This is a genomic window from Devosia lacusdianchii (genome assembly GCF_022429625.1).
Classification (GTDB): domain Bacteria; phylum Pseudomonadota; class Alphaproteobacteria; order Rhizobiales; family Devosiaceae; genus Devosia; species Devosia lacusdianchii.
This window is the reverse complement of the sequence record NZ_CP092483.1, coordinates 2,768,872-2,784,069: the sequence shown is the minus strand read 5'-3', so window position 1 is coordinate 2,784,069 and position 15,198 is coordinate 2,768,872. Positions and strand designations below refer to the sequence as shown.

Genomic DNA, 15,198 nt, shown 5'->3' with positions numbered 1-15,198 from the left:
GCCGGCCCTGGAGGCCGGCCTTTCACATCAGCTCTTGCAGCGTTTGTAGACGTCGGGCGCTGCGCCCATGCCGTATCCCTCGCCATTGTGCAACAGCACGTCCTGGGTGGCATCGTACTCGAAATTGTCGACGACACCTTCCTCGGTCCAGTGGATGGCGCCGTTGCCCGATGGGCTGTCGTTGGGGAAGAACTCCACCGCTTCACCCTTCTGGGCTCCGAAGCTTAGAAGGCCCGCCTCGACATGGATGGAATCGTCGGCCTTGTCGCAGGCGCCGCCGATCGCCCAGTGGCCGAGAAGGTCTGCCGGAATATCTTCGGCGAAGGCCGGTACGGCGCAGATGCAAGCCATTGTCGTCGCTAGTACTAGGATGCGCATGATGTCCTCCAGTCGCGTGAGACAGCAATGAACCACCGCTGCCACCTATCAGCAAGCACGGCGTGGTAAGGGTATTCGGTACAATTTGAATCAAATTTCCGGGCTTAACTTCAGTCGCCGCAAGAATGTCCCTGCGCATCGTCAGGGCCAAGATTTACGGCAGAAGCCCGGGGCTAACCTACGATGAGCGAACTTGACGAAGGCCAGCGCGCGTTTTCGAGTTTCCGCGTGCTGAATGGTGAGGATAACCATTCAGAGCGGGAACACCTCTTCCGCAACATGGCCCAGCTTTTCAGCTACGTGTCCGATCGCTGCGATGACGATCAGGTTGCTCAGTATGACGAAGTGCTCTGCCAGCTTGCCGAGCTGGTCGAAGTCGAGGCGCGGGTCCATGTCGCCAAGCTGCTGGCGCCGCTGGAACGTGCGCCTGGCACGGTGGTGGTCAAGCTCGCCAACGACGATATCGAAGTGGCCAAGCCGCTGCTCGAATTCTCCAATGTGCTCAGTGACGACGACCTGATCGACATTATCGGCCGCCAGAGCGAAGAGCATCGCGTGGCCATCGCAAGCCGCACCAGCGTGCCCGAACGTGTCGGCGAGGCCATTGTTGAGCACGGCGAGAAATCGTCGGTGGTTCGCCTAGTTCGCAACTCCAACGCCGAGTTCGACAAGGCGACGCTGGAAAAGCTCGTCGAGCGCGCCACCCGCGATGCCGAAATCGCCGCAGACTTGCGTGGGCGTCCGGACCTCGACTGGAAGTCGCTGCGCGGCGAGATTGATACCGTTGCCAACAAGGTGCTGGAAAACCTCGCGGAGGTTTCCCGCGCGCTGGACCCGGTCGCCGCCGGCAAGGTCAATGCCGTGGTCTACAACCGCATGCGCAACCGCGCCGGTTTCTCGGCCACCGAATGGAAGGTGGCCTATAACCAGGTCAAGGCGCTCAGTGACCGCAAGCAGCTCGACGACCGCGCCTTGGCCCGCTTCGCCCGTTTCGGCTACGGCCACCATGCGGCGGCGGCGCTCACGGTAATGCTGCGCGTCGGGCCGGAAGTCTTCGTCAAATGGCTCGCCAGCCAAGACTACGTCGCGATCACCGTCGCCCTCAAGGCGGCCGGGCTGTCGCCCGACCTGTTCGAGGCCATCGTCGCCACGCTGCCATGGCGCGATTTGCCGAGCGAAGCCGATAAGACCATGGTGCTGAGCCGGTTCGAAGCAATTGAAAAGGACGAAGCGGCCGGCATCTTCCAGCTCTGGCGCGCCCACTCCTTTCGCAAGCGGGCCGTCAGCGAAGACCGCGCCGCGGTAAGCGCCTGATCGCGCTCATCGGCGATCGTCGCCCTCGGGCTTGACCCGAGGGCACTTCACTTGAACAGCACGGGAAGTGGAACATACTCGGGTCAAGCCCGAGGGTGACGACCTATGGTACCAACAACCCTCTAGACCGCGCTCGCAAAACGAATATAAAGATATCTTTATATCTCGCGGAGGCGACGTGGCTGAGTTGACGGAATTGGTGGGGGTGCTGAAGGCGGCGGGTGAGGGCACCCGATTGCGCCTGTTGGCATTGCTCGCCGATGGCGATCATTCGGTCAAGGACCTCACCGAAATTCTCAAGCAAAGTCAGCCCCGGGTGTCGCGACACCTGAAGCTGCTGGCCGATGCGGGGTTGGTGCAGCGCAATGCCGAGGGCGCGTGGGCCTATTACGGGCTGGCGCAGGCAGGCGATGGTGCGGCGCTGGCGCAATGGCTGATTTCCCGCGTCGATACCGGTGATGCCGATCGCCGGCGGGATATCGAACGCCAACAGGCTGTGCGCGCCGGGCAGCAGGCGCAGGCGACCCAGTATTTCGCCAAGGTCGCTGGAAGCTGGGATCTGCTCAAAACGCTGCACGTGCCCGAGGAAGCGGTAGAAGCCGCTGTCGTAGAGGCGCTGGATGGCCGCAAGGTCGAAACGCTGATCGATCTGGGCACCGGCACCGGGCGCATGCTCGAACTGTTGAAGGATTCGTACAGCCGTGGCATCGGCCTCGATTCGAGCCGCGAGATGCTGGCCGTGGCGCGGTCGCGGCTCGCCGGGGCAGGGATCGCGCATGCGCAGGTCCGGCTGGGCGATATTGGCGATCCCGACGTGGTCGTGGGTCCGGCCGATGTGATCGTCATCCACCAGGTGATGCACTATTTCGACGATCCCGGCCGCATGCTGGCGCAGGCTCGCCGCCTGCTCAAGCCCGGCGGGGAAATGATCATCGTCGATTTCGCCCCGCATGACCTCGAATTCCTGCGCAGCGAGCATGCCCACCGGCGGCTCGGCCTGTCGCAGGCACAGATGAGCGGCTGGGCCGCTGCCGCTGGCCTCGAAGTCGAGGCGGTGCGCGAGTTTCCCGGCGACAATGGTGAACGTGGCTTGACGGTCTGCCTCTGGCGCCTCAGCGACAAGACTTGAACGGACCAGACCTATGATCGACGACAATGTGCGCGCCAGCCGGCAGACGGCGGACAACCGGCCCGAGCTACAAATCTCTTTCGAGTTCTTCCCACCCAAGACCGACGTCATGGAGGAGAAGTTCTGGGACAGTGTGCACAAGCTCGCCCCGCTCCAGCCGCGTTTTGTCTCGGTGACGTATGGTGCCGGCGGCACGACCCGCGAGCGTACGCTGCGCATGGTCAGCCGCATCAAGGCCGATACTGGTGTGGACGCCGCCGCCCACCTGACCTGCGTCGGCGCGACCCGCGAAGAAGTTGATGTGGTGGTTCGTGGTTATCAGGCGGCCGGCATCAATCGCATCGTTGCGTTGCGTGGCGATCCACCAGAGGGCGTCGGCCAGCCGTTTACGCCGCATCCGGGCGGTTACCAGAATGCCGCCGACCTCGTGGCCGGTATCCGGCGCATCGGCGACTTCGACATTTCGGTCGCGGCTTACCCCGAAAAGCATCCGCAGAGCCCCGATTGGCAGACCGAGATCGATAATCTCAAGCGCAAGCTGGATGCGGGCGCCGCGCGCGCCATCACCCAGATGTTCTTTTCGAACAGCGATTATCTGCGTTACGTCGAGCGCGCCCGTGCTGCCGGCATTACCGCGCCGATCGTGCCGGGGATTCAGCCCATCCACAGTTTCAAGCAGATTTCGAACTTCGCTGCCCGTTGTGGCGCGTCCATTCCCGCCTGGCTGGCCGAGCGTTTCGAGGGGCTGGACGAGGAGCCGGAGACCCATGCGCTGGTCGCTTCGGCGGTGGCGGCCGAGCAGGTCACAGAATTGCTGGACGAGGGTGTGACGGAGTTCCACATCTATACGATGAACCGGTCGCCGCTGGCGCTGGCGCTGGCGCGCATCCTGGGCCGGCGGCCGGTGGAGGGCTAACTATGGCCGAGGTCATGGGCTCCTGCCATTGCGGCGCGGTGCGCATCATCCTCGACGCCGCTCCAGAGACGGTGACGGAGTGCAATTGCTCCATTTGCCGACGCTATGGCGTGCTTTGGGCGTACTACGCGCCGAACCGGGTGCGCTTCGAGCCATCTGAGCCAGTGACCGACACCTACCAGCAGGCGTCACGCACCCTGGCATTTCATCGCTGCCGAACCTGCGGCTGCGTCACCCACTGGGCGCCGCTTGCCGGCCGCGATCCGAACCGCATGGGCATCAATGCGCGGATGCTAGATCCCATCGTGCTAGCAGCGGCGCAGGTCCGCCATCTCGATGGGGCGGTTACAGAGCGCTATATCGATTAACCTTGCGTTCACCATGATCTGGTGCCATGAGGTCGCCGCCCGCAGTTCTGGGGTCTGAAAAGCGTCATTCAGGTTCCGTTCAGCTTGCGGGTCGCATTGAAGCGAGGGTGTGCCCATTTCATAAAATGGCCACGAAACTCCGGCTCTTTCGCCCATGAGGGCGGAGCAAATCGGGACGTATGATTATGCAGATCGATCGCCGCGTTACCAATGGCCTGGCCTGGGCCGGTGTGCTTCTCGTCGTCGGTATTCCGGCGGCAGACCTGGTTTCGGCCCAGTTCATGGGTGGGGATTCGTCCGCCGCGCCCGCGCAGATCGCCGTGGTTGAGCCCGTCGAGCCGGTGGCTCCGGTCCCCGCGCCGTTGAGCCAGCGTCCTGCCGAGCCGGTGGCCGTCGCTGCCGTGGAGCCGAAGCCAGCCGTTGTTCCGGAGCCCGTCGAGGTCGCGGCGGTGACGCCTGCGCCGCAGCCCGCGCCTGTTGTGACCAAGCCGGCAACGCCGTCTGCCGCGCAGACGGCCGACGCTGTCGACGCCTTCCTGCAGTCGGGCAAGGAGTTGCCCAGCTACATTACCGGTGCGCCCAGCGCCGCGCCTAAGCCCACGCAGACGGCAACGACGCCGTCGGCCCGACCGATCATCACCACCGAGCCGACCGACCCGGTGCAGGTCGCTTCGATCCCGGCCAAGGTCGCGCCGACGCCGATGCCGCTGTCGATGCGGCCGCAGTCCGTGGCCGTGCCTATTGCGGTGATGCCGCCGAGCAATGAGCCGCTCATCCTGCCGAACGCCAATGGGCCGGTGCCGCCGGTCGACGTGACGGCGCGGGACCTGGAAGAATGGGAAACCGGGCCGCTTTCGGATTTTCTCGCCAGCCGGCAGCAACCGCGGCGGGCCGAGCCCGATCCGCGATATGATCAGGATGGTTTCTTCCTCGACGAGGGTCCGAACCAACCCCGCCGCGGCGATCGCGTGCTTGGGCCTGCCGACGGATACTTCTTCCCGTTCGATTGAGGTAGAGAAGGCATGCGCGCCACGCGGTAGACCGCGCGGGTGACAGACTATATGCTCGTCCAGCATATACCCGAATCCCACAAATGGCGCTGCAGGTCGTCCATCGCATGCGCGAGCCCGAAGAGAATACCGACATGTGGCAGAGACTGTCCGACTTTGTCGGCTCGTTCAGCCAGAGAACCGGGCTGGCGGGATCGCTGGCCAATGCGCTCGATCCGGACACCTGGTTGCCGGGCGGGCGGGATGCTGCCTTTACGCTGGCGCTGATTGCACTTGCCGCCAAAATGGCCGTGGCCGATGGCGTGGTGACCGCCTCGGAGGAACGGGCTTTTCGCGCGACCGTCGAGATCGCTGCCGGTCACGAAGAACAGATCGCGCGGGTGTTCAACCTGGCCAAGCAGGATGTGGCCGGCTACGATTCCTACGCGCGCAAGGTGACGCGCTTCTTCCAGGACAGCCCCGAGACGCTCGAGCACGTGCTCGATAGCTTGTTCTTCATCGCCACGGCCGACGGCATGGTGCATGAGGCCGAGCTCGACTATCTGAAGTCGGTCAGCGACATTTTCGGCTTTGACGACATCCGGTTCGACCAGTTGGCCAGCCAGCATGTGCGGCTCGAGGCCGGTGTCGATCCTTATGTGGTGCTCGGTTTGGCGCCGAATGCGCCGCCCGATGAGATTCGTCGCGTCTATCGCCTGCTGGTTGCCGAGCACCATCCCGACCGGCTGATCGCCAAGGGCGTGCCCGAGGATCTGATCGATGTGGCCACGGCGCGGATGAAGTCGATCAACCTGGCCTACCAGGCGCTGACCAAGCCGCCGCAGCTGCCACTGCTGACCTCCAGCACCACCAGCGCCTGACCGCCATTCGAGGCGGGAAGCTTGACGGCCTTGCTGCTCTCACGCACAAGGACGCCAGCCAGTTGACCGGGTGGCCGCTGGCAGTGGGGTAACCTGCTGCTGGAGGAAAGTCCGGGCTCCATCGAAACACGGTGCCGGTTAATGGCCGGCGAGGGCGACCTCAGGGAAAGTGCCACAGAAAGCAAACCGCTTTGCTTCGGCAGAGTAAGGGTGAAAGGGTGCGGTAAGAGCGCACCGGGCGACCAGCAATGGAAGCCGCACGGTAAACCCCACCGGGAGCAAGACCAAATAGGGATGACGCGGGGCTTCGGCCCCAGCCGGTTTTGAGGCCAGATCATCCGGGTTGGTTGCATAAGGGTCTTGGCAACAAGGCTCGCAGATGAATGGTCACCACGTCGCGGCAACGCGGCCCTACAGAACCCGGCTTATAGGTCAACTGGCGTTTACCTACCGGCGCGCATCAGGGCTCGCGACAGGCCTGGATGGCCTTGTCGATGACCTCGGGCCCTGACTTGGCGGTGAAGTGCCCAAGCTCCTCTCCATCGACGCTTACGGTGAAGCGATCACGGAGCAGGGCGTTCAGGGGGTCTTCGAATGCCACGATGCCTTCGACGACGAAGTGATCATCGAGGGTATTGCCGGTCGCGTCTATCGGGAGGGTGGTGCCTTCATGGCTCAGCACTAGATCGAGCTTTGCCTGTTCGGGCTTGCCGGTCAGGTGCGAATAGAACGCAAGGACGACATCCTTGTAGCCCGGATTGCAGGTTATCCCGATATCCACGTCCTTGTTCGCAGCGTCATAGTGTACGAGGTAGTAGGTGGTGGATGCGGCGTCCTCTTCGAGCACCCAGCCGTCCGGAATGTCCTGCGCCAGCGCTGGCAAGCTGGCGAGCGACAAGGCGAGAAAACCAAGGGCAACAGCAAAACGTCTCATCGGACCGCTCCAGATTGCTGGGGAATTGGTGCCCAATAACGGGATGGAGATCAAACTCTGGCGGCGCGATGTCAGCAGTCATCAGCGATCCTGACGTGTATTTACGACATTGTGTATGAATTAATTGACATTGTGTCGTGTTTGGCATACATCACCTCCATCGAGGATGGTGGATGAGCGTCATGACCTACAAAGAGATGAATGCAGCGGTGATGCTGCTGGGTGCGGTGGTGATCAGTGCATGGGTTTTCCTTGGCGCGGCGGAAGCGTCGGCGTTGCCGCTGGATGCGGCGGCGCAGCGGTTGTGCTGGGCTATCTTGGCGTCGATCGTGTTCAACATCGTCGCGGTGATCGTGTTCTCGATCCTTATCAGCATCGCGCAAGGGCGGGAGCTAAAGGACGAGCAGGCCGATGAGCGCGATCGCTCGGTTGGCGCGAGGGCAATGCGCAATGCCTATTTCGTGGCGTCGCTGACCGGGGCGATTACCCTGGTCGTCTGGGCGCTTGGCACTGACCTCAATGGCGGCCTCAATGTGCTGTTCGGCGGGCTGATGTTGGCGGGTGCGACCGACGCCGTTTCGCGGCTCTACTACTACCGGATCGGTTAGGACGATGGGCAAGGGCCAGCCGGGCATCACCAACACCATAAGAGTGTTGCGCTTCAACGCCGGGGAAATGACCCAGGCGGCGCTGGCCGAGAAGGTCGGCGTGACGCGCCAGACCATCGTCGCCATCGAGCAGGGGCGCTATTCGCCGTCGCTCGAAGTGGCGTTCCGGATCGCCGCCGCTTTTGGCGTGCCGATTACCGACGTGTTTGGCTGGCAGGCGAGCGACTGAACGCCTCTCGGATTGAAATCTTCACCAAATCGCTAATGGGAAACAGAATCTTAAACGTCGTCGGTCAATGTGCGGGGAAGTTTACGAACCGGTCGCCTGGTTCAGTGGAGTAGTCGCACCTGATGGGCAAGCGTTCCATGCCCGAAACCAGCCAAAATGCTGGCCCGCATGTTCCTGTCCTCCTGGACGAGGTGCTTGCGGCTCTGTCTCCGCTCGACGGCAAGCGCATTGTCGATGGTACCTTTGGCGCCGGCGGCTACTCACGTGCCTTGCTCCAAGCTGGAGCGATCGTCATCGCCATCGATCGCGACCCGAGTGTGAAGCCATTTGCTGATGCGCTGATGGCCGAGTTCGAAGGGCGGCTGATCTTCGTTCCGGGCACATTCTCCGAGCTCGATACGCTGGCGGCCGAGCACGGTCCGATCGACGGCGTGGTGCTCGATATCGGTGTTTCCTCCATGCAGCTCGACCAGCCCGAACGCGGCTTTTCGTTCATGCGCGAGGGGCCGCTCGATATGCGGATGAGCGGGGCGGGCGAGAGTGCCGCCGATCTCGTCAACACGCTCGAAGCCGAGGCGCTGGCCAATCTGCTCTACGCGTTCGGCGAGGAACGTAAATCGCGCCGCATTGCACAATTCATCGTTGCCGCGCGGAATATTGCGCCGATTCAGACCACGCTGGAGCTGGCCCGGGTGATCGAGAAAGCCATTGGCCGCAAGCCCGGCGACGCCCATCCGGCGACGCGGTCGTTCCAGGCGCTGCGCATTGCCGTTAACGCAGAGTTCGAGCAACTGGTCGAGGCGCTGTTTGCCGCCGAGCGCCTGCTGGCGGAAGGCGGGCGGCTGGCGGTTGTGACGTTCCATTCGCTCGAAGACCGCATCGTCAAACGCTTCTTCGATCCCGACAAGGGCGGTCCGGCTCAGTCGCGGCATCTGCCGCAGGTCGTGACCGAGGATCGCCGCTGGATCGAGGTTGCCAAAGCGGCTAAGCCGGGTGAGGCCGAACTCGGCGGCAATCCCCGGGCTCGGTCGGCCATCCTGCGTGCGGCGACGCGTTCGGCTGCCCCAGCGCGTCCGGTCAAGTTCGACGGCCTCGGCGTTCCGCAAGTGCGGGGTGCGGCATGATCCGGAACCTCAACATCATCCTGATCTTCACCAGTGTGCTGATGCTGTCGGGTGTCTATGCGCTCAAATTCTCCATCGAAAATACCGCGAGCGAGCGCACGGCGCTGATAGCGCTCATCGATAGCCAGGAGGGCGATCTGTCGCTGCTCAAGGCCGACGAGGCGGTGCTCAACCAGCCGGGCCACATCGATCCCATCATCAAGCGGCATGAGATGGCGCTGGCGATTGCGCCGGTAAAGCAGGAGCAGTTCGGCGCCTTCGAGGCCCTGCCGATGCGTCCGGCCAAGCCGAACAGCGCGGCGATGGATACGCTGTTTGAATCGCTGGAAGCCGGCGTCGACCCGATCGACGCCATCCTCGAACTCGAGGGCATTGAATAATGGCCGTTACCGCCGAAGACTTCGGACCCACCATTTCGCTGGAAGGCGCGCGCAAGGCGCGTGGCAACCTGACCCAGGCGCGTATTCGCTGGATGGTGCTGGCTCTGGTGTTGGGTTTCGGTCTGGTCGGAGCACGGCTGATCCAGCTCGGCATGGTGGTGCCGGACTCTACCATCGAGGGCCAGGCGCGTGATGTCATCACCGCCACCCGCCCGCCGATCCTGGACCGCAATGGTCTCGAAATGGCGGTCGATATCCGCGTGCCGTCGCTGTTCGCCGAGCCCCGACGCATCATCGATGTCGAGGAGGCGGTGCGGAAACTGCGCACCGTGCTGCCCGATCTCGACGAGGCCTGGCTGCGCACGCGTCTCACCGGGGACAAGGGGTTCGTCTGGGTGCAGCGCGAGCTGTCGCCGACCATCCAGGACCGGGTCATGCGGCTGGGCATTCCCGGTATCGACTTCATCACCGAGTCCAAGCGCTTCTACCCCGGCATGACCGAGGCCAGCCATATCCTGGGCTCGACCAATATCGACAACCAGGGCATTGCCGGCATCGAGCGGCACATGGACAATGAAGACGTGGCCCTGCTGCAAGAGCTTGGCCTGGCGCGCGGCAATGCGCTGGCGCCGGTGGAACTGTCGGTGGACATGCGCGTGCAGCACATCATGCACGAGCAGCTCGTCGATGCGCTGACCCGCTACCAGGCCATCGCCGCCGCCGGCGTGATGATGGACGTGCGGACCGGCGAGATCATCGCGCTGGCCTCGCTGCCCGATTTCAATCCCAATGAGCCGGCCACGGCGCTGGTCAAGGACAGCTTCAACCGCATCACGTCGGGTATTTTCGAGCCGGGCTCGATCTTCAAGACCGTGACCATGGCCGCCTCGCTCGACTCCGGCGCCGTCACCATCAACGACGACTTCGATGCGCGGTTCGGCGTGCGCTTCGGGCGCTACACCATCGACGACTACAAGGGCAAGCACCGCGTCCTGAGCCTGCCGGAGGTGTTCAAATACTCCTCCAATATCGGCACCATCCGCATCATGCAGGCCATGGGCAAGGACAATTACCGGGCGTTTCTGACCCGGATGGGGTTCGATCAGCGCGTGCCGTTCGAATTGCCTGAAATGCGTCTGCCTTCGATCCCCAAGGAAATGTCGGAAGTGTCGGCGGCGACCGCTTCGTTCGGCCACGGGCTCTCAGTTTCGCCACTGCACATGGTCACGGCCTATGCTGCGTTCGTGAATGGCGGCAACTATATCGCGCCGACGCTCTACCGACGCGACCTGGCCGAGGCGCAGGCGCTCTACCAACCCGTCATCAAGCCCTCGACCAGCGCCGATATTCGTTATCTGCTGCGCCTCAACGCCATCGAAGGCGGTGCGACGCAGATGAACAAGCTGTCGCTGGGCTATCGCGCCGGCGGCAAGACCGGTACCGCCGAGAAGGTGGTGGACGGGGCTTACTCCTCGGCCAAGAACACCAACTTCTTCGGTTCGGTATTTCCGATGGATAACCCCCATTATGCCATGATCATCATGGTCGATGAGCCCAAGGCGGAAAATATGCAGTCGGGCGTGACTGCAGCCTGGAATGCCGGCCAGGTCAGCGGCCGCATCATTCAGCGCGTCGCGCCGATGCTGGGTATCGCCCCCGATTTCGCCGAGGTTCTGGACCAGAACCTCACGCCACCCGAACTCAGATAAGATTGATCCAGAAGGATTTGTCGCCGTGTCACTCAGTGTAACGCAACTGCTCGAAGGCTCCGGCGCCCGCCCCAAAAAGGGCCTGGGCGCGGTATTCGGGCTCAATTCGGATAGCCGGCGCATTGAGCCGGGCGACATTTTCTTCGCGCTGCCTGGGCACAATGTGCATGGCAACCAGTTCGTCGCCGACGCGGTCAAGCGCGGCGCGCTGGCTATCATCAGCGACACGGCGCCGGTCGGCGATCCGGGTGTGCCGGTCATCATCGTCAAGGACGTGCGGGCTTCTTATGCTCGTGCCGCATCGCGCATTTTTGAGCCGCAGCCGGAAATCACGGTGGCCGTCACCGGCACCAACGGCAAAACCTCGGTCGCGTCCTTCGTGCGCCAGATCTGGACGCATGCCGGCATTCCGGGCGCCAGTGTGGGCACGCTGGGGGTGGAGACGGCCACTCGTCTGATCGAGGGTAGCCTGACCACGCCGGATTCGCGCACGCTGCATCAGTCGATGCGGGCATTGAAGGCGCAGGGTATCAATCACGTGGCGCTTGAGGCCTCCAGCCACGGGCTCGACCAGCGCCGGCTTGATGGCATGCATTTCGAGGCGGTGGCCTTCACCAATCTCAGCCGCGACCACCTCGACTACCACAAGGACATGGACGAGTACCGCAACGCCAAGCTGCGGCTGTTCACCGACCTGCTGGTCGATAGCGGCCCGGCAGTGGTCAATGTCGACGACCCGGAATACGAGCCCTTCATGTTCGCGGCGCTGGGCGCCGGCGCGACGCTGCTCACGGTGGGCCGTGAAGGCGCCTATATCGAAGTACTGTCGATCGAGCCGGAAGGCTATGGCCAGCGTGTTGTCGTACGCCATGTCGGCGAAAAGCTCAGCTTCCACCTGCCGCTCACCGGCGAATTCCAGGTGAGTAACGCCATCGTGGCGGCGGCGCTGGCCATGTCGACCGGCGTCGACAAGGCACAGGCTTTCCCGGCGCTCAGCGAGCTCAAGGGGGCCAAGGGTCGGCTGGAACTGGTGGCCGAGCACAATGGCGCGGCCATCTTCGTTGATTATTCCCACAAGCCGGTGGCGCTGGAGTCCGCGCTCGCCTCGCTTCGGCCATATGCCAAGGGAAAGCTGCGGGTCGTGTTCGGCGCGGGCGGCGATCGCGACAAGGGCAAGCGGCCGATGATGGGCGAAGTGGCCCAGCGCATGGCCGACGACCTCATTGTCACCGACGACAATCCCCGCACCGAAGACCCCAAGGCCATCCGCGCGGAAATCCTCGCGGCGACCAAGGGCGCGCGAGAAATCGGCGACCGCAAGGCGGCGATTACCGCAGCGGTCAAATCGCTGCAGCCGGGCGATGTTTTGCTGGTTGCGGGCAAGGGCCACGAAGACTACCAGATCGTCGGAACGACGAAACATCACTTCTCCGACCATGAAGCCGTGGCGGAGGCGATCAAGGGGTAAGGCTTTGAGCGGTCCGCAGCCACGGAGCTTCACCTCTCCCTTTGGGGGAGAGGTCGGCGCGCAGCGCCGGGTGAGGGGGCCTTCCTCGGGCACCGAGCCCAGCAAAGGCCCCCTCACCCGACCCAACAGGGTCGACCTCTCCCCCAAAGGGAGAGGTGCAGCTAGCGCCCGCATTCACCTATGACCAAACCCCTCTACACAATTGCCGAAATTCTTGCCGCTACCGGCGGCGTAAGTGCGCTCGATCCCTCCACGCCTATCAATTCCGTCTCCATCGATTCCCGCGAGCTCGGTCCCGACGCGCTGTTTGTCGCAATCAAGGGTGACCGGTTCGACGGACATGACTTCGTCGATAAGGCGCTGGAGAACGGCGCTGTCGCAGCTCTGGTGAGCCGGGGCGAAGGCGACAAATGCGTCGTCGTCGGCGATGCACTTGGTGGCCTGCGCGACATCGGCATTGCGGCGCGGGAGCGTAGCCGAGCCATTATCGTTGGCGTCACCGGCAGTGTCGGCAAGACCACGACCAAGGAGGCGATCCGGGTGGTGTTCGAGGCGGCGGGGGAAACCCACGCCTCAATCAAGAGCTTCAACAATCACTGGGGTGTGCCGCTGATGCTGGCGCGCCTGCCTGAACGGGCGCAGTTTGGCGTGTTTGAAATGGGCATGAACGCGCCCGACGAAATCCGCCCATTGTCGCAGATGGTGCGACCCCATATTGCGGTCATCACCACTATTGCTCCGGCGCATCTGGAGGCGTTTGGTTCGCTCGATGGCATTGCCCGCGCCAAGGCCGAGATTTTCGCAGGCCTAGAACCCGGCGGCACGGCTGTGCTCAATGCCGATCATGGCCAGATCCGCGTGCTGCTCGATGAGGCGCAGGCGGCGGGTATCGCCAATATCGTCACCTATGGTGAGGCGCGCGGCGCTGATTGGCGCATTGTCGATATCGAGACCGCCGCCGACCGGAGCTTTGCCACTATAGAACATGATGGCGAGCGGCATGCTTTGGTGCTCAGCGTCCCGGGCCGACACATGGTGGCCAATGCCACCGCGGCGCTGGCCGTGGCGCATCTGGCCGGGGTCGAGCCCGATGTGGCGCTGCGAGCACTGGCTGGCTTCGGCGCGCAGGCGGGCAGGGGGCAGCGTAGCCTGCTCGGCCCGGCCGAAAAGCCGCTGCTGCTGATCGACGAAAGCTACAACGCTAATACCGCCTCTATGAATGCGGCGCTGGAGGTGTTTGCCGTGCAGGCCGCTCCGGGCGGACGTAAGGCGGTCATCCTGGGCGACATGCTCGAACTCGGGCCGCAGGGGCCGCAGCTTCACGCCAGCCTCAAGCCATCCGTGATCGCTTCGGGGGCGGACCGTGTCTATCTCGTCGGTTCGGGTATGGGAGCGCTGGCAGACGCACTTGGCGCCGGTGGCGTTGCAGCGCACACACAGACGGCCGCAGAGATGGCGGAGATCGTACTCAACGACCTTGCCTATGGCGACGCTATTATGGTCAAAGGCTCTAACGGCGTGGGGCTGGCAAGTATCGTGGACAAGATCCGCAAGCAGTTCGAGAACAACTGACCCCATCCAACGAGGACGTTTCCCTTCATGTTGTACTTTCTAGGCCAGTTGGGTGACGCGCTCACGGCTTTCAACGTCTTTCGCTACATCACGTTTCGCACCGCCGGTGCGGTCGTAACGGCGCTATTCTTCGTCTTTCTGTTCGGCCCGGGCATGATTGCCCTGCTGCGGCTCAAGCAGGGCAAAGGCCAGCCGATCCGCGAAGACGGGCCTGCCGGCCACCTGCTGACCAAGAAGGGCACGCCGACCATGGGCGGGCTGATGATCCTCTCGGGCGCGGTGATTTCGACGCTGCTCTGGGCCAATCTCAGCAATGGCTATGTGTGGGTGGTGCTGTTCGTCACCGTCGGCTTCGGCGCGATCGGGTTTTACGACGATTACCTCAAGGTCAAACGCATGAGCCACAAGGGCTTCGGCAGCAAGCAACGGCTGCTGCTCGAAGCGCTGATCGGCGGCATCGCGGCCTTCGCCATCTCCCAGCTCGCGGCGGGCGCATACGGCACCTCGATGCTGTTCCCCTTCGTCAAGGACCTGGCCTGGAACCTGGGCTATTTCTACATCCTGTTCGGCGGCTTCGTGGTGGTTGCGGCGGGCAATTCGGTCAACCTCACCGACGGCCTCGACGGCCTGGCTATCGTGCCGGTCATGGTGGCAGCCGCCTGTTTCGCGCTCATCGCCTATCTCGTCGGCAGCGTGAATTTTTCCGATTACCTGCTGCTCAACTACGTTCCCGGCACGGGCGAATTGTCGGTGGTTTGCGGCGCGCTGATCGGGGCCGGACTGGGCTTCCTGTGGTTCAACGCCCCGCCGGCGCAGATATTCATGGGCGATACCGGCTCGCTGGCTCTGGGCGGCGCCCTGGGCACGATCGCGGTGGCGACCAAGCATGAGATCGTGCTGGCGATCATCGGCGGGCTGTTCGTGCTCGAGACGGTATCGGTGATCGTACAGGTAACGTCGTTCAAGCTCACCGGTAAGCGCGTGTTCCGCATGGCCCCGATCCATCATCACTTCGAGCATATGGGCTGGACCGAAAGCCAGGTGGTGATCCGCTTCTGGATCATCAGCTTCGTGCTGGCGCTGATCGGGTTGAGCACGCTGAAGCTGCGGTAGGGCACACAAGGCACCGGGCTTCCCCACACACCGAGGCTTCTCGTGGACTTGATCCGCGGGTCTTTCACCGCTTCCGCCGTTTTGAG

General features: G+C 63.3%; 16 protein-coding genes and 1 other RNA gene. 15 read left to right on the top strand and 2 right to left on the bottom strand.

Annotated features, from left to right (window positions below; all coding sequences use genetic code 11):
* Nucleotides 1-27: 27 nt before the first annotated feature.
* Nucleotides 28-378 carry a hypothetical protein gene (locus MF606_RS13715; RefSeq protein WP_240229907.1) on the bottom strand — a complete coding sequence of 117 codons (351 nt, stop codon included), beginning with the start codon at nucleotides 376-378 and terminating at the stop codon, nucleotides 28-30.
* Nucleotides 379-561: 183 nt separating this feature from the next.
* Here MF606_RS13715 and MF606_RS13710 point away from each other — a divergent pair, with 183 nt between their 5' ends.
* The 7 genes from MF606_RS13710 to rnpB all read left to right on the top strand — a co-directional run bounded on the left by MF606_RS13710 (nucleotide 562) and on the right by rnpB (nucleotide 6,419).
* On the top strand, nucleotides 562-1,692 hold the full coding sequence (locus tag MF606_RS13710; protein ID WP_240229906.1) for a DUF2336 domain-containing protein: 1,131 nt from the start codon (nucleotides 562-564) through the stop codon (nucleotides 1,690-1,692).
* A 178-nt stretch (nucleotides 1,693-1,870) separates the two neighbouring features.
* Nucleotides 1,871-2,821 (top strand): ArsR/SmtB family transcription factor, encoded by a 951-nt coding sequence (locus MF606_RS13705; RefSeq protein ID WP_240229905.1) that lies wholly within the window; start codon nucleotides 1,871-1,873, stop codon nucleotides 2,819-2,821.
* A gap of 13 nt (nucleotides 2,822-2,834) precedes the next feature.
* Entirely contained in the window at nucleotides 2,835-3,737 is a 903-nt protein-coding gene (gene metF / locus MF606_RS13700; protein ID WP_240229904.1) for a methylenetetrahydrofolate reductase [NAD(P)H], read from the top strand.
* A 2-nt stretch (nucleotides 3,738-3,739) separates the two neighbouring features.
* Nucleotides 3,740-4,105 (top strand): GFA family protein, encoded by a 366-nt coding sequence (locus tag MF606_RS13695; RefSeq protein WP_240229903.1) that lies wholly within the window; start codon nucleotides 3,740-3,742, stop codon nucleotides 4,103-4,105.
* 185 nt (nucleotides 4,106-4,290) lie between these two features.
* Nucleotides 4,291-5,115 carry a hypothetical protein gene (locus tag MF606_RS13690; RefSeq protein ID WP_240229902.1) on the top strand — a complete coding sequence of 275 codons (825 nt, stop codon included), beginning with the start codon at nucleotides 4,291-4,293 and terminating at the stop codon, nucleotides 5,113-5,115.
* 83 nt (nucleotides 5,116-5,198) lie between these two features.
* Nucleotides 5,199-5,975, top strand: a complete 777-nt coding sequence (locus tag MF606_RS13685; RefSeq protein WP_240229901.1) for a molecular chaperone DjiA — start codon at nucleotides 5,199-5,201, stop codon at nucleotides 5,973-5,975.
* A 58-nt stretch (nucleotides 5,976-6,033) separates the two neighbouring features.
* Nucleotides 6,034-6,419, top strand: an RNA gene (rnpB, locus tag MF606_RS13680) — RNase P RNA component class A.
* 16 nt (nucleotides 6,420-6,435) lie between these two features.
* Here the strand turns inward: rnpB and MF606_RS13675 are convergent.
* The gene (locus MF606_RS13675; RefSeq protein WP_240229900.1) at nucleotides 6,436-6,909 is read right to left on the bottom strand and encodes a hypothetical protein; all 474 of its coding nucleotides are present in this window, start codon (nucleotides 6,907-6,909) and stop codon (nucleotides 6,436-6,438) included.
* Nucleotides 6,910-7,091: 182 nt separating this feature from the next.
* Between MF606_RS13675 and MF606_RS13670 the strand changes: the two genes are divergently transcribed.
* From MF606_RS13670 to mraY, 8 genes are all read left to right on the top strand, one after another.
* Nucleotides 7,092-7,517: a hypothetical protein gene (locus MF606_RS13670; protein ID WP_240229899.1), complete on the top strand. Its 426-nt coding sequence runs from the start codon at nucleotides 7,092-7,094 to the stop codon at nucleotides 7,515-7,517.
* Between the two features lie 4 nt (nucleotides 7,518-7,521).
* The gene (locus tag MF606_RS13665; protein ID WP_275693084.1) at nucleotides 7,522-7,746 is read left to right on the top strand and encodes a helix-turn-helix transcriptional regulator; all 225 of its coding nucleotides are present in this window, start codon (nucleotides 7,522-7,524) and stop codon (nucleotides 7,744-7,746) included.
* A gap of 122 nt (nucleotides 7,747-7,868) precedes the next feature.
* A complete protein-coding gene (gene rsmH, locus MF606_RS13660) occupies nucleotides 7,869-8,870 on the top strand; it encodes a 16S rRNA (cytosine(1402)-N(4))-methyltransferase RsmH (protein WP_240229898.1) in 1,002 nt (333 codons plus the stop codon).
* Entirely contained in the window at nucleotides 8,867-9,250 is a 384-nt protein-coding gene (gene ftsL / locus MF606_RS13655; protein WP_240229897.1) for a cell division protein FtsL, read from the top strand. Before rsmH ends, ftsL begins: the two co-directional genes overlap by 4 nt.
* A complete protein-coding gene (locus MF606_RS13650) occupies nucleotides 9,250-10,959 on the top strand; it encodes a peptidoglycan D,D-transpeptidase FtsI family protein (protein ID WP_240229896.1) in 1,710 nt (569 codons plus the stop codon). The genes ftsL and MF606_RS13650 overlap by 1 nt, the downstream gene beginning before the upstream one ends.
* Nucleotides 10,960-10,984: 25 nt before the next feature.
* Nucleotides 10,985-12,427 (top strand): UDP-N-acetylmuramoyl-L-alanyl-D-glutamate--2,6-diaminopimelate ligase, encoded by a 1,443-nt coding sequence (locus tag MF606_RS13645; protein WP_240229895.1) that lies wholly within the window; start codon nucleotides 10,985-10,987, stop codon nucleotides 12,425-12,427.
* Nucleotides 12,428-12,607: 180 nt separating this feature from the next.
* A complete protein-coding gene (locus tag MF606_RS13640) occupies nucleotides 12,608-13,999 on the top strand; it encodes a UDP-N-acetylmuramoyl-tripeptide--D-alanyl-D-alanine ligase (RefSeq protein ID WP_240229894.1) in 1,392 nt (463 codons plus the stop codon).
* Between the two features lie 27 nt (nucleotides 14,000-14,026).
* The gene (gene mraY, locus MF606_RS13635) at nucleotides 14,027-15,112 is read left to right on the top strand and encodes a phospho-N-acetylmuramoyl-pentapeptide-transferase (protein ID WP_240229893.1); all 1,086 of its coding nucleotides are present in this window, start codon (nucleotides 14,027-14,029) and stop codon (nucleotides 15,110-15,112) included.
* The last annotated feature ends 86 nt before the right edge of the window (nucleotides 15,113-15,198 follow it).

What these genes read in the sequence shown, in the direction of transcription:
- rsmH (WP_240229898.1), top strand. Translation starts at nt 7,869, where the DNA reads ATGGGCAAGCGTTCCATGCCCGAAACCAGCCAAAATGCTGGCCCGCAT.
- metF (WP_240229904.1), top strand. Translation starts at nt 2,835, where the DNA reads ATGATCGACGACAATGTGCGCGCCAGCCGGCAGACGGCGGACAACCGG.
- MF606_RS13675 (WP_240229900.1), bottom strand. Translation starts at nt 6,909, where the DNA reads ATGAGACGTTTTGCTGTTGCCCTTGGTTTTCTCGCCTTGTCGCTCGCC.
- mraY (WP_240229893.1), top strand. Translation starts at nt 14,027, where the DNA reads ATGTTGTACTTTCTAGGCCAGTTGGGTGACGCGCTCACGGCTTTCAAC.
- MF606_RS13690 (WP_240229902.1), top strand. Translation starts at nt 4,291, where the DNA reads ATGCAGATCGATCGCCGCGTTACCAATGGCCTGGCCTGGGCCGGTGTG.
- MF606_RS13650 (WP_240229896.1), top strand. Translation starts at nt 9,250, where the DNA reads ATGGCCGTTACCGCCGAAGACTTCGGACCCACCATTTCGCTGGAAGGC.
- MF606_RS13640 (WP_240229894.1), top strand. Translation starts at nt 12,608, where the DNA reads ATGACCAAACCCCTCTACACAATTGCCGAAATTCTTGCCGCTACCGGC.
- MF606_RS13665 (WP_275693084.1), top strand. Translation starts at nt 7,522, where the DNA reads ATGGGCAAGGGCCAGCCGGGCATCACCAACACCATAAGAGTGTTGCGC.
- MF606_RS13685 (WP_240229901.1), top strand. Translation starts at nt 5,199, where the DNA reads ATGGCGCTGCAGGTCGTCCATCGCATGCGCGAGCCCGAAGAGAATACC.
- MF606_RS13670 (WP_240229899.1), top strand. Translation starts at nt 7,092, where the DNA reads ATGACCTACAAAGAGATGAATGCAGCGGTGATGCTGCTGGGTGCGGTG.
- ftsL (WP_240229897.1), top strand. Translation starts at nt 8,867, where the DNA reads ATGATCCGGAACCTCAACATCATCCTGATCTTCACCAGTGTGCTGATG.
- MF606_RS13710 (WP_240229906.1), top strand. Translation starts at nt 562, where the DNA reads ATGAGCGAACTTGACGAAGGCCAGCGCGCGTTTTCGAGTTTCCGCGTG.
- MF606_RS13715 (WP_240229907.1), bottom strand. Translation starts at nt 378, where the DNA reads ATGCGCATCCTAGTACTAGCGACGACAATGGCTTGCATCTGCGCCGTA.
- MF606_RS13695 (WP_240229903.1), top strand. Translation starts at nt 3,740, where the DNA reads ATGGCCGAGGTCATGGGCTCCTGCCATTGCGGCGCGGTGCGCATCATC.